The 13,032-nt window shown below is 74.1% G+C and carries 11 protein-coding genes and 1 pseudogene; all 12 read left to right on the forward strand.

Going from position 1 to position 13,032, the window contains the following annotated elements:
• The first annotated feature begins 35 nt into the window (after positions 1-35).
• On the forward strand, positions 36-1,319 hold the full coding sequence (locus tag G5C62_RS06725; RefSeq protein WP_164700403.1) for a dihydroorotase: 1,284 nt from the start codon (positions 36-38) through the stop codon (positions 1,317-1,319).
• A complete protein-coding gene (gene carA, locus G5C62_RS06730) occupies positions 1,316-2,476 on the forward strand; it encodes a glutamine-hydrolyzing carbamoyl-phosphate synthase small subunit (protein WP_164700404.1) in 1,161 nt (386 codons plus the stop codon). Before G5C62_RS06725 ends, carA begins: the two co-directional genes overlap by 4 nt.
• Positions 2,476-5,790, forward strand: a complete 3,315-nt coding sequence (carB, locus tag G5C62_RS06735; protein ID WP_164700405.1) for a carbamoyl-phosphate synthase large subunit — start codon at positions 2,476-2,478, stop codon at positions 5,788-5,790. Before carA ends, carB begins: the two co-directional genes overlap by 1 nt.
• Positions 5,787-7,151 carry a dihydroorotate oxidase gene (locus tag G5C62_RS06740; RefSeq protein WP_241175743.1) on the forward strand — a complete coding sequence of 455 codons (1,365 nt, stop codon included), beginning with the start codon at positions 5,787-5,789 and terminating at the stop codon, positions 7,149-7,151. The genes carB and G5C62_RS06740 overlap by 4 nt, the downstream gene beginning before the upstream one ends.
• Positions 7,148-8,026 (forward strand): orotidine-5'-phosphate decarboxylase, encoded by an 879-nt coding sequence (pyrF, locus tag G5C62_RS06745; protein ID WP_164700406.1) that lies wholly within the window; start codon positions 7,148-7,150, stop codon positions 8,024-8,026. The genes G5C62_RS06740 and pyrF overlap by 4 nt, the downstream gene beginning before the upstream one ends.
• Positions 8,023-8,343, forward strand: a complete 321-nt coding sequence (locus tag G5C62_RS06750; protein ID WP_164700407.1) for a hypothetical protein — start codon at positions 8,023-8,025, stop codon at positions 8,341-8,343. The genes pyrF and G5C62_RS06750 overlap by 4 nt, the downstream gene beginning before the upstream one ends.
• A 207-nt stretch (positions 8,344-8,550) precedes the next feature.
• Positions 8,551-8,880: an integration host factor, actinobacterial type gene (gene mihF, locus G5C62_RS06755; RefSeq protein ID WP_036335033.1), complete on the forward strand. Its 330-nt coding sequence runs from the start codon at positions 8,551-8,553 to the stop codon at positions 8,878-8,880.
• A gap of 50 nt (positions 8,881-8,930) precedes the next feature.
• Positions 8,931-9,506 carry a guanylate kinase gene (gene gmk / locus G5C62_RS06760; protein ID WP_036335032.1) on the forward strand — a complete coding sequence of 192 codons (576 nt, stop codon included), beginning with the start codon at positions 8,931-8,933 and terminating at the stop codon, positions 9,504-9,506.
• Between the two features lie 83 nt (positions 9,507-9,589).
• A complete protein-coding gene (rpoZ, locus tag G5C62_RS06765) occupies positions 9,590-9,853 on the forward strand; it encodes a DNA-directed RNA polymerase subunit omega (RefSeq protein WP_036335031.1) in 264 nt (87 codons plus the stop codon).
• 122 nt (positions 9,854-9,975) lie between these two features.
• On the forward strand, positions 9,976-11,214 hold the full coding sequence (coaBC, locus tag G5C62_RS06770) for a bifunctional phosphopantothenoylcysteine decarboxylase/phosphopantothenate--cysteine ligase CoaBC (protein WP_164700408.1): 1,239 nt from the start codon (positions 9,976-9,978) through the stop codon (positions 11,212-11,214).
• A 127-nt stretch (positions 11,215-11,341) separates the two neighbouring features.
• Positions 11,342-12,568 (forward strand): methionine adenosyltransferase, encoded by a 1,227-nt coding sequence (metK, locus tag G5C62_RS06775; RefSeq protein WP_164700409.1) that lies wholly within the window; start codon positions 11,342-11,344, stop codon positions 12,566-12,568.
• 68 nt (positions 12,569-12,636) lie between these two features.
• Positions 12,637-13,032 (forward strand): annotated as a pseudogene (locus G5C62_RS06780) (primosome assembly protein PriA); the annotation flags it as partial.

Here is a 13,032-nt window from a genome sequence, read left to right on the forward strand (position 1 = left end):
CGAACGGCCGAGCGGAGCGAGGAGACGTGCAGAGAATGACGCTCATCAAGGGCGCACGCCCCTACGGCGAGGACGCCGTCGACATCCGCATCGAGGACGGCCGGATCGCCGCGATCGGGCCGGGCCTGGCGGCCGAGGGCGCCCAGCTGGTCGACGCGGCCGGGCTGGTCGTGCTGCCCGGCCTGGTCGACCTGCACACCCACCTGCGCGAGCCGGGCCGGGAGGACGCCGAGACGGTCGAGACCGGCAGCCGGGCCGCGGCGCTGGGCGGGTTCACCGCGGTGCACGCGATGGCCAACACCGACCCGGTCGCCGACACCGCCGGCGTCGTCGAGCAGGTCTGGCGGCTGGGCCAGGAGGCCGGGCTGGTCGACGTCGTCCCGGTCGGGGCGGTCACCGTCGGCCTACGCGGGGAACGGCTGGCCGAGCTCGGCGCGATGGCCGACTCCGCCGCCCGCGTGCGGGTCTTCTCCGACGACGGGCACTGTGTCGCCGACCCGGCGCTGATGCGCCGCGCCCTGGAGTACGTCAAGGCGCTGGACGGCGTCGTCGCCCAGCACGCCGAGGAGCCCCGGCTCACCGTGGGCGCCCAGATGAACGAGGGCGACCGCTCGGCCCGGCTCGGGCTGGTCGGCTGGCCGGCCGCGGCCGAGGAGGCGGTGATCGCCCGCGACGTGCTGCTGGCCGGGCACGTCGGCGCCCGGCTGCACGTCTGCCACGTCTCGACGGCGGGCTCGGTGGACATCCTGCGCTGGGCCAAGTCGCGGGGGGTCCAGGTGACCGCCGAGGTCACCCCGCACCACCTGCTGCTCACCGACGAGTGCGCGGAGACCTACGACCCGGTGTTCAAGGTGAACCCGCCGCTGCGCAGCGACGCCGACGTCCAGGCGCTCCGGGCGGGGCTGGCCGACGGCACGATCGACGCCGTCGCCACCGACCACGCGCCGCACGCGGTGGAGGACAAGGAGAGCGAGTGGGCCTCGGCCCGCCCGGGGATGCTCGGCCTGGAGCAGGCGCTCTCGATCGTCGTGCAGACCATGGTCGAGCCCGGGCTGCTCGACTGGCGCGGCGTCGCCGACCGCATGTCGGTCCGGCCGGCGGCCATCGGCCGTCTGGACGGGCACGGCCGCCCGCTCGCCGTCGGCGAGCCGGCCAACCTGCTGCTGCTGGACCCCACGCATCGGGCCACCGTCGACCCGGCCGCGCTGGCCAGCCGCAGCCGCAACAGCCCCTATGCCGGCCGGGAGCTCCCCGGCCGGGTGGTCGCCACGTTCCTGCGGGGCGCGGCGACCGTGATGGACGGGAAGGCACAGAAGTGAGCGACGCGATCCTCGTCCTCGAGGACGGCAGGACCTTTCACGGCGACGCCTACGGCGCGACCGGCACGACGGTCGGTGAGGCGGTGTTCTCCACCGGGATGACCGGCTACCAGGAGACGCTGACCGACCCCAGCTACGCCGGCCAGATCATCACCATGACGGCGCCGCACGTCGGCAACACCGGCGTCAACGGCGAGGACGACGAGAGCCGCCGCATGTGGGTCGCCGGTTTCGTCGTCCGCGACCCCGCGCGCCGCCCGGCGAACTGGCGGGCCACCGGCAGCCTGGACGACGAGCTGGTCGCCCAGGGCGTGGTGGGGATCAGCGGCATCGACACCCGCGCGCTGACCCGGCACCTGCGCGACCGCGGGGCGATGCGCGCCGGGATCAGCACGGAGCTGAGCGCGGACGAGCTGCTGGCCCGGGTGACCGAGAGCCCGAGCATGACCGGCGCGGACCTCGCGCCGAGCGTCAGCGCGAGCGAGCCCTACGTCGTCCCGGCCGTGGGGGAGAAGCGGTTCACCATCGCCGCGCTCGACCTGGGCATCAAGACCGCCACCCCGCGGTACCTGGCCGAGCTCGGCGTCGAGACGCACGTGCTGCCCGCGACCGCCACCGCCGAGCAGCTGCTCGAGCACGGGGTGGACGGCGTGTTCGTCTCCAACGGCCCCGGCGACCCGGCGGCCGCCGACTACGCGGTCGCCGCGGTGCGCGGGGTGCTGGAGGCCCGCCGTCCGCTGTTCGGCATCTGCTTCGGCAACCAGATCCTCGGCCGCGCGCTCGGCCTGGGCACCTACAAGCTGCGCTTCGGGCACCGCGGGCTGAACCAGCCGGTGCTGGACCGGGTCAGCGGCACGGTGCGGGTCACCAGCCACAACCACGGCTTCGCCGTCGACGCCCCGCTGGACCGGCCGACCGACACCCCGTTCGGGCCGGTCGAGGTCAGCCACGTCGGGCTCAACGACCAGGTGGTCGAGGGCCTGCGGCTGATCGACGCCCCGGCGTTCAGCGTGCAGTTCCACCCGGAGGCGGCGGCCGGGCCGCACGACGCCAACCCGCTGTTCGGCCGGTTCGTCGACCTGATGGCGGCTTCGAAGAAGGGCAACGCGGTGACACCTCCACCCGTCGTCGAGTCGAGCACGGTGGAGAACGCCTGATGCCCAAGCGGACAGATCTGCAGCACGTGCTCGTGATCGGCTCCGGGCCGATCGTCATCGGCCAGGCCAGCGAGTTCGACTACTCGGGGACCCAGGCCTGCCGGGTGCTCAAGGCCGAGGGCCTGCGGGTCAGCCTGGTCAACAGCAACCCGGCCACGATCATGACCGACCCCGAGGTCGCCGACGCCACCTACGTGGAGCCGCTGACCCCGGAGTTCGTCGAGCGGGTGATCGCCAAGGAGCGCCCCGACGCGCTGCTGGCCACCCTGGGCGGCCAGACCGCGCTGAACCTCGCCATCGGGCTGTACGAGAACGGCGTGCTGGAGAAGTACGGCGTCCAGCTCATCGGCGCCGACGTCGACGCGATCAACCGCGGCGAGGACCGGCAGAAGTTCAAGGACATCGTGCGCTCCATCGGCGCCGACGCCCCGCGCTCGACGGTCTGCGGGACTGTGGACGAGGCGCTGGCCACCGCCGCCGAGGTCGGCTACCCGGTGGTCATCCGGCCCAGCTTCACCATGGGCGGGCTCGGCTCGGGGATCGCCACCGACGAGCCGATGCTGCGCCGGATGGCCGGCCACGGCCTGGCCGACTCGCCGGTGCACACGGTGCTGATCGAGGAGTCGGTGCTCGGCTGGAAGGAGTTCGAGCTCGAGCTGATGCGCGACCGCAGCGACAACGTGGTGGTCATCTGCTCGATCGAGAACATCGACGCGATGGGCGTGCACACCGGTGACTCGGTGACCGTCGCCCCGGCGATGACGCTCACCGACCGCGAGTACCAGCAGATGCGCGACGTCGGCATCGCCGTGCTGCGCCAGGTCGGCGTGGACACCGGCGGCTGCAACATCCAGTTCGCCGTCCACCCCGAGACCGGTCGCCTGGTCGTGATCGAGATGAACCCGCGGGTGTCGCGGTCCAGTGCCCTGGCGTCGAAGGCCACCGGCTTCCCGATCGCCAAGATCGCCGCGAAGCTGGCCATCGGCTACACCCTCGACGAGATCACCAACGACATCACCGGGGTCACCCCGGCGTCGTTCGAGCCGTCGCTGGACTACGTCGTGGTGAAGATCCCGCGCTTCGCCTTCGAGAAGTTCCCCGGGGCCGACCCGCGGCTGACCACGACGATGAAGAGCGTCGGCGAGGTCATGGCGATGGGCCGCAACTTCACCGAGGCCCTCGGCAAGGCGATGCGCTCGACGGAGACCTCGGCGGCCGGCTTCTGGACCGACGCCGCCCAGCCCGCGGACGCCGCGGCGCTGGTGGAACAGCTGCGCACCCCGGTCGACGGCCGGCTCTACACCGCCCAGCGGGCGCTGGCCGCCGGTGCCACCGTCGAGCAGGTCGCGGAGGCCAGCGGGTTCGACACCTGGTTCGTCGACCAGATCGCCATGGTCAACGAGATCGGCGAGGAGGTCCGGGAGGCGCCGTCGCTGACCCCGGAGCTGCTGCGCCGGGCCAAGCGGCACGGTCTCTCCGACCGCCAGGTCGCCGTCCTGCGGCCGGAGCTGGCGGGGGAGGACGGCGTCCGCACGCTGCGCTGGCGGCTGGGCATCCGGCCGGTCTACAAGACCGTGGACACCTGCGCCGCCGAGTTCGCCGCCCGGACGCCGTACCACTACTCCTCCTACGACTCCGAGACCGAGGTGGAGCCGCGGGAGAGGCCGGCGGTGCTGATCCTCGGGTCGGGGCCGAACCGGATCGGGCAGGGCGTCGAGTTCGACTACTCCTGCGTGCACGCGGTGATGGCCCTGCAGGACGCCGGCTACGAGGCGGTGATGGTCAACTGCAACCCGGAGACCGTCTCCACCGACTACGACACCGCCGACCGGCTGTACTTCGAGCCGCTCACCTTCGAGGACGTCCTGGAGGTCGTGGAGGCCGAGCGCGCCGCCGGTCCGGTCGCCGGGGTCATCTGCACCCTGGGCGGGCAGACCCCGCTGGGCCTGGCGCAGCGGCTCAAGGACGCCGGCGTCCCGGTGCTCGGCACGTCCCCCGAGGCGATCGACGCCGCCGAGGACCGCGGGGAGTTCTCCCGGGTGCTGTCCGACACCGGCCTGCTCGCGCCCAAGCACGGCATGGCGACGACGTCGGCCGAGGCGGTGGCGATCGCGGCGTCCATCGGCTACCCGGTGCTGGTGCGGCCGTCCTACGTGCTCGGCGGGCGCGGGATGGAGATCGTCTACGAGGACGCCATGCTGGAGGCCTACATCACCAAGGCCACCGACGTGAGCGCCGACCACCCGGTGCTGGTCGACCGGTTCCTCGAGGACGCCGTCGAGATCGACGTCGACGCGCTCTACGACGGCACCGACCTGTACCTGGGCGGGGTCATGGAGCACATCGAGGAGGCCGGGATCCACTCCGGCGACTCGGCGTGCGCCCTGCCGCCGATCACCCTGGGTGGCGAGGACCTGCACACCATCCGTCGGGCCACCGAGGCGCTGGCCGCCCGGATCGGCGTGCGCGGGCTGATGAACGTGCAGTACGCGCTGAAGGACGACGTCCTCTACGTGCTGGAGGCCAACCCGCGCGCCAGCCGTACGGTGCCGTTCGTGTCGAAGGTGACCGCGGTGCAGCTGGCCAAGGCCGCGGCCCGGATCGCGGTCGGCCAGACGATCGCCCAGCTGCGCACCGAGGGCGTGCTGCCGGCCACCGGGGACGGCACCGACCTGCCGGTCGACGGCCCGATCGCGGTGAAGGAGGCGGTGCTGCCCTTCCACCGGTTCCGGACCATGGAGGGCCACGGGGTGGACACCGTGCTCGGGCCGGAGATGAAGTCGACCGGTGAGGTGATGGGCATCGACGCGGAGTTCGGCACCGCGTTCGCCAAGTCCCAGGCCGCCGCCTACGGCGACCTGCCGACGGGGGGCACGGTGTTCGTGTCGCTGGCCAACCGGGACAAGCGCTCGGCCGTCTTCCCGGTCAAGCGGCTGGCCGACCTCGGCTTCCGGGTGCTGGCCACGGTGGGCACCGCCCAGGTGCTCCGCCGCAACGGCGTCGCCTGCGAGGTGGTCGGGAAGTTCTCGCAGGGCCCGGGCAACGTGGTCGAGCGGATCCTCGCCGGCGAGATCGACCTGGTGGTCAACACCCCGTTCGGCACGCCGGGCAACAGCGGCCCCCGGCTGGACGGGTACGAGATCCGCGCCGCCGCGGTGAGCGCCGGCATCCCGTGCATCACCACCGTGCAGGGCATGGCGGCCACGGTGCAGGGCGTCGAGTCGCTGCGCCGGGGCGACATCGGGGTGCGCAGCCTGCAGGACCTGCACGAGTCGCTGGCCGCCGCCCAGGCGGCGGCCGGGACCACGGCGTGAGGGGGGGCGGGGGCGCGACCGCTGCGGCTGAGCTGGGCCGGGAGGCTCGCGCGGCCGGGCTGACCGGCCCGGTGCTCCGGGCCCTGCACACCGCCGCCGTCGCCCGCTTGGACGGCGCCTCCGCCCCCGAACCGGTCTGGCTCACCGAGCTGACGACCGCACTCGACCGGGACGGGCTGGGCGCCGACGACCTGCCCGCGCTGGTCCGGCTGCTGAGCACGACCGGGCAGCACCGGCTGCTGGCCCGCTCGGGGGTGCGCTTCCCGGCGTACGCCCTCACCGACGACGTGGCGGCTGCGCGCGTCGGGCCGCCGGGGCCACGGCTGCCGGTCCGCCCGCGGGCCGCCGGCAGCTGGCAGGTGCTCGGCCGGCGGACCGGTTTCCCGATCGGCGTGCCCGCCTGCCCGATGACCGGCACCGCCGCCTGGGTGCAGTACCTGGCCGGCAACGGCTTCAACCTGCTCACCTACAAGACCGTCCGCAGCCGCGCGCGCGCGGCCAACCAGTTCCCCAACTGGGCGTTCGTCCCCGGGGTGCGCGAGCCGTTCGCGCTCGAGGGACCGCCGCCGGTGGTCACCGCCGAGCCGTCGGACTGGGTGCCGCCCGGCGACCCGGCGGTGACGTCGGCGAACTCGTTCGGAGTGCCGTCGCCGGACCCGGCGGTCTGGACCGAGGACGTCGCCGCCGCCGTCCGCTGCCTGGCCGACGACCAGCTGCTGCTGGTCAGCGTGCTGGGTGAGGACGACGGCGAGGGCCCGCCGCAGCTGCAGGCGATCGCCGAGGACTTCGCCCGGACGGCGCGGCTGGCCGAGTCCGCCGGCGCGCCGGTGGTCGAGCTCAACCTGTCCTGCCCCAACGCGCTGGACGCGGCACGGGGCGGGGTGCAGCCGCCGATCTGCCTGGACGCCGAGCTGACCACCGCGATCGTCGAGACCACCCGGCGCGCGCTGTCCAGCAGCACCGGGCTGGTCGCCAAGCTGTCCTGGCTGGACGCACCCGCCCTGGCCGGGCTGCTGCCGCGGATCGCGCCGCACCTGGACGGGGTGGCTGCGATCAACACGGTGCAGTGCACGGTGCAGCGCCCCGACGGCCGGCCCACCTTCCCGGGGCGGCCGCTGGCCGGCGTCTCCGGCCGGGCGGTGCGCGACCTCGCGCTGGACTTCACCGCCCGGCTGCTGGACCTGCGGGCGGCCGGCGGCTTCGACTTCGACGTCCTGGCGATGGGCGGGGTGACCGACCCGGCGAGCTGCGCGGCGCTGCTGGAGCTCGGCGCGGCCGGCGTGCAGACCGCCACCGGCGCCTTCGCCGACCCCTTCCTCGCCCGCGCGTGCGTCACCGAGCTCGCCGGGGCAGCGGCGTGAGCGGCACCTTCGGGGAGCGGCTGGCCGACGCCGTCGCCGCGCGCGGCCCGCTGTGCGTCGGCATCGACCCGCACGTGCCGCTGCTGGAGCGCTGGGGGCTGCCGGACAGCCCCGACGGGCTGGCCCGGTTCACCGACGCCGTGGTCGACGCCCTGGCCGGGCACGTCGCGGTGCTCAAACCGCAGCTGGCCTTCTACGAGCGGCACGGCTCCCGCGGGCTGGCCGTGCTCGAGGACGCCGTCGTCCGGGCCCGGGCGGCCGGGGCGCTGGTCCTGCTGGACGCCAAGCGCGGCGACATCGGCTCCACGATGGACGCCTACGCCGACTACCTGTGCCCCGAGCACCCGCTCGCCGTCGACGCCCTGACCGTCAGCCCGTTCCTGGGCCCGGGTTCCCTGCAGCCGGCCGTGGACACCGCCCGCCTGCACGGCGGCGGGTTGTTCGTGCTGGCCCGCACCTCGAACCCGGGCGCCGGCACGCTGCAGCACGCGCTGGTGGGGGAGCGGACCGCCGCCCAGGTCGTCATCGACACCGTGCGCGGCTGGAACACCCCGGGGTGGGTGGTCGGCGACCCGCTGCCCGACATCGCCGCGGTGCGCGACGTGGCGGGCCGGTGGGGCCCGAGCACGGGCTCGTTCGGCGTCGTCGTGGGCGCCACCCTGCCCGACCTCGACGTCGACCTCGACGGGCTCGGCGGGCCGGTGCTCGCCCCGGGCCTGGGCGCCCAGGGCGGATCGGCCGCCGACCTGCGCCGGCTCTTCGGGACCGGACGCGCCGTCGTCCCCACCGTCTCCCGCGACGTGCTGCAGGCCGGGCCGGACGCGGGTGCGCTGCGGGCCGCCGCCGACCGGTGGACGGCAGAGCTCGCCGCGTGAGGCGCGCGGCGCCCCGACTGGTGCTGGCCCTCGGGGCGGTGCTGTGCGCGCTGGGCGTCGCGCTGTTCTGGCGGGCCAACCGGCCGGGGCCACCGGCCGACGGTGGCTGGGCCGCCTACACCCCCCTGCCGGCGGAGACGGCGTACCAGAGCCGGCTGACCCTCTCCTTCGACGACGACCGCTGGGCGGTGCTCTGGACCGCCGACCACGTCGTCGGTGCCGTGCTGGTCGTGGCCGGGCTGCTGGTGCTGTCCGCCCTGGCCGGGTGGCTGCTGGGCCGGCGGCGGGCCGGCCGACGACCTGTTGACCAGCGGTGACGGCGCGGTTACTGCACCGTCCGGTCCGATCGGGTGTCCGTGCAGCACACCGGCCCGGCGCAGATGACACGGGGTCCGGGGTGACCAGCGGGTTCGAGGTGACTAGGTTGGCGCCCAGGCTCACATCGAGGGCCGCCGTCCAGGCACACTCCACACCGAACGACACCGCCGGTCGCAGCGCCGGCACGAACACGATTGGGTTGCTCCGTGCCCCTTCCCGAGTTGTCCCCCGAACAGCGCGCCGCTGCCCTGGAGAAGGCCGCCGCGGCCCGCAAGACCCGCGCCGAGCTGCGTGAGCGGCTGAAGACCAAGGGCGCGACGGTCGGCGACGTCCTCAAGCAGGGCGAGACCGACGAGGTCATCGGCAAGATGCGCGTCTCCGCGGTGCTCGAGTCCCTCCCCGGGGTCGGCAAGGCGCGTGCGGCCAAGATCATGGAGCGCCTCGAGATCTCCCCGACCCGTCGCGTCCGTGGTCTCGGTGCCAACCAGCGCAAGGCGCTGGAGGCCGAGTTCGCCGGCGAGGTCGTCGAGCCCTGAGCACGTCCCTGTCCCGACCGACGCACACCCCCAGCCCGAGGACGCCGAGCGTGGCCCGCACCCCTGCCCGCCTGACGGTCCTCTCGGGTCCCTCCGGGGTGGGGAAGGGCACGGTCGTCGCCGAGGTCCGGCGCCGGCACCCGGAGGTCTGGGTGTCGGTGTCGGTCACCACGCGTGCCCCGCGCCCCGGCGAGGTGGACGGCGAGCACTACTGGTTCGTCGACGCCGAGTACTTCGACTGGCTGATCGAGCACGACGGCCTGCTCGAGTGGGCCGAGTACGCGGGCAACCGGTACGGCACCCCGGTCGCGCCGGTGCAGGAGCAGCTGGCCTCCGGGGCCCCGGCGCTGCTGGAGATCGAGCTGCAGGGCGCCCGGCAGGTGCGCGAGCGCGCGCCCGAGGCGCAACTGGTCTTCCTGGCCCCGCCGTCCTGGGCCGAACTGGTCAGCCGGCTGGCCGGCCGGGGCACCGAACACCCCGAGGTGCAGTCCCGCCGGCTGGCCCTCGCGCAGGCCGAACTGGACGCCTCCGGGGAGTTCGACGTGGTCGTCGTGAACGACGACGTGGCCAGAGCCGCAGACGAGTTGGTAGGCTTGCTGACTGCGTCTCCGCCCGCTGGTCCCTGACCGCGGCCGAGGGCGCACCCGAGGCGACCGAGCGGAGCCATCCGCCGCCCGCCCGCACACCGAGTTGAGGAGCACGCCCGCCCGTGTCCGGAGTCGCACCTGCCCCTGAGGGCATCACCAACCCGCCGATCGACGAGCTGCTCGAGCGGACCACCAGCAAGTACGGGTTGGTCATCTACGCCGCCAAGCGCGCGCGTCAGATCAACGCCTACTACAGCCAGCTCTCCGAGGGCCTGCTGGAGTACGTCGGCCCGCTGGTCGACACCGCGCCCCAGGAGAAGCCGCTGTCGATCGCGCTCCGCGAGATCAACGAGGGCCTGCTGGCCCACACCGCCGGCGAGAACTGAAAAAGGACCCCCTCGCCCCCCACCGCTCGCAGGCTCGCGGCGGGCCCCTGCGAGGGGGCCTTACTGATGACGAAGCCCCCGGCTGGTGCCGGGGGCTTCGTCGTGTGTGGAGGATGGACCCCATGAGCCAGATCGTCCTGGGCGTGGGTGGTGGCGTCGCGGCCTACAAGTCCGCGCTGCTGCTGCGCGCCCTCACCGAGTCCGGCCACGACGTCCGGGTGGTGCCGACCGCGTCGGCGCTGCGCTTCGTCGGCGCCGCCACGTTCGAGGCGCTCAGCGGCAACCCGGTGTCCACCGAGGTCTGGGACGACGTGCCCGAGGTCGCCCACGTCCGGATCGGGCAGACCGCCGACCTGGTCCTGGTCAACCCGGCCACCGCGGACCTGCTGGCCCGGGCAGCGGCCGGCCGGGCCGACGACCTGCTCACCGCGACGTTGCTCACCGCGCACTGCCCGGTCGTCTTCGTGCCGGCCATGCACACCGAGATGTGGCAGCACCCGGCCACCCAGGACAACGTCGCGACGCTGCGCCGCCGTGGAGCCGTCGTGCTGCCCCCCGCGGTGGGACGGCTCACCGGCCCGGACTCCGGCCCCGGACGGCTGCCCGAGCCGGCCGACGTCGCCGCGTTGGCCGAGCTGGTGCTGTCCGCCGGTGCCGGCGCGCTCGCCCACGACCTCAGCGGCCGCCGGGTCGTGATCAGCGCCGGTGGCACCCGGGAACCGCTGGACCCGGTGCGGTTCCTGGGCAACCGATCGTCCGGGCTGCAGGGCTGGGCGCTGGCCCGGGTCGCCGCCGCCCGGGGCGCCGAGGTGGTGCTGGTCGCGGCCAACGTCGAGCTGCCGGCCCCGTTCGGGGTGCGGGTGGTCGCTGTCGAGAGCGCCGAGGAGCTGCGCCTCGGGATGCACAGTGAGTCGTCCGGTGGGGAGACGGGGCGCCCGGCCGACGTCGTCGTCATGGCAGCCGCCGTCGCCGACTTCCGGCCCACCACGGTCGCCGGCAGCAAGCTCAAGAAGGGCGGGACCACCGAGCCCAGCTCGCTGGAGCTGGTCCGCAACCCCGACGTCCTGGTCGAGCTCGTGGGCGCGCGGCCGGCCGGGCAGCTCGTCGTCGGCTTCGCCGCGGAGACCGGCGACGCGGAGGGCGACGTGCTGACCCACGCCCGCGCCAAGCTGGCCCGCAAGGGCGTCGACCTGCTGGTGGTCAACGACGTCTCCGCCGGGCGGGTCTTCGGCCGGTCGGAGAACGAGGTGACGGTGCTGGCCGCCGACGGGACGACGACCGCCGTGCCGGCCGGTCGCAAGGACGCGGTCGCCGCCGCGATCTGGGACGTGGTGGCCGACCGGGTCGCCCGGCAGCCCTGACGCCACCGCCTCACCGAACGGCCGTCGGCTCCCGCCGGTAGCCTCAGCCGTCGGGCCGACCACTGTTGTGGTGCAGCCCCGCCGACCGCGAACAACGCGCTCGGCAGCCGACTGCAGGGAGAACCGAGTGCCACGCCGTCTCTTCACGTCCGAGTCGGTGACCGAGGGCCACCCCGACAAGATCGCCGACCAGATCAGCGACTCGATCCTGGACGCGATGCTCGCGCAGGACCCGCGCAGCCGCGTCGCCGTCGAGACCCTCATCACCACCGGCCAGGTGCACATCGCCGGTGAGGTCACCACCTCCGGCTACGTCGACATCGCCGACATCGTGCGCAAGACGATCCTCGGCATCGGCTACGACTCCTCCCGCAAGGGCTTCGACGGCGCCTCCTGCGGCGTCAGCGTCTCCATCGGCGCCCAGTCCCCGGACATCGCCCAGGGCGTGGACACCGGCTACGAGGCGCGCAAGGCCGAGCTGAGCGCGGCCGAGCACCGGGCCGCGGTGGCCGACGACCTGATCGAGCGGCAGGGGGCCGGCGACCAGGGGCTGATGTTCGGGTTCGCCACCGACGAGACGCCCGAGCTGATGCCGCTGCCGATCGCGCTGGCGCACCGGCTGTCCCGGCGGCTGTCGGCCGTCCGCAAGGACGGGTCGGTGCCTTACCTGCGTCCCGACGGCAAGACCCAGGTCACCGTGGTCTACGAGGACGACCGCCCGGTCGCCGTGGACACCGTGGTGGTCTCCTCCCAGCACGCCGAGGACATCTCCATCGACACGCTGCTGGCCCCCGACGTCCAGGAGCTGGTGGTCGAGCCCGCGCTGCGCGAGCTGGGCCTGCCGACCACCGGCTACCGGCTGCTGGTGAACCCGACCGGCAAGTTCGTCATCGGTGGCCCGATGGGCGACGCCGGGCTGACCGGCCGCAAGATCATCGTCGACACCTACGGCGGCATGGCCCGGCACGGCGGCGGCGCCTTCTCCGGCAAGGACCCCTCGAAGGTCGACCGGTCCGGCGCCTACGCGATGCGCTGGGTGGCCAAGAACGTCGTCGCCGCCGGGCTGGCCCGCCGCTGCGAGGTGCAGGTCGCCTACGCGATCGGTGCCGCGCACCCGGTCGGCCTCTTCGTCGAGACCTTCGGCACCAACACGGTGCCGGAGGAGGCGCTGGAGAAGGCGATCACCTCGGTGTTCGACCTGCGGCCCGGTGCGATCGTGCGGGACCTGGACCTGCTGCGGCCGATCTACGCCCCGACGGCGGCCTACGGCCACTTCGGGCGCACCGACGTCGAGCTGCCCTGGGAGCGGCTGGACCGCGTCGACGCGCTGAAGTCGGCGGTGGGCGTCTCCTGAGCACGGCACGGCCGATCGACGACGACCCGGGCACCCGCACACAGCGGGTCGCCCGGGTCGTCGTCGATGTGCCGTTGGCGCACCTGGACCGGCCCTTCGACTACGCCGTCCCCGACGAGCTCGCCGAGCAGGTGGTGGCCGGCTGCCGGGTCCGGGTGCGGTTCGCCGGCAAGCTGGTGGACGGCGTCGTCCTGGAGCTGGCCGGCGACACCGACCACACCGGGAAGCTGGCCCCGCTGGCCAAGGTGGTCTCCGCCGAGCCGGTGCTCACCCCCGAGGTCGCCGAGCTGGCCCGCTCGGTCGCCGACCGCTACGCCGGGTCGCTCACCGACGTGCTGCGGCTCGGCGTGCAGGTCGTCGCCGTCGTCCCAGATCGCCACCAGGCCCAGCTCGCGCACCGGCGCGAAGACCGAACCGCGGGTCCCGAGCACGACCTGGGCGGTGCCGCGGGAGGCGGCGAGGAA

The sequence above is a fragment of the Modestobacter sp. KNN46-3 genome (assembly GCF_011039295.1).

What these genes read in the sequence shown, in the direction of transcription:
- carB (WP_164700405.1), top strand. Translation starts at nt 2,476, where the DNA reads ATGCCCAAGCGGACAGATCTGCAGCACGTGCTCGTGATCGGCTCCGGG.
- coaBC (WP_164700408.1), top strand. Translation starts at nt 9,976, where the DNA reads ATGAGCCAGATCGTCCTGGGCGTGGGTGGTGGCGTCGCGGCCTACAAG.
- G5C62_RS06725 (WP_164700403.1), top strand. Translation starts at nt 36, where the DNA reads ATGACGCTCATCAAGGGCGCACGCCCCTACGGCGAGGACGCCGTCGAC.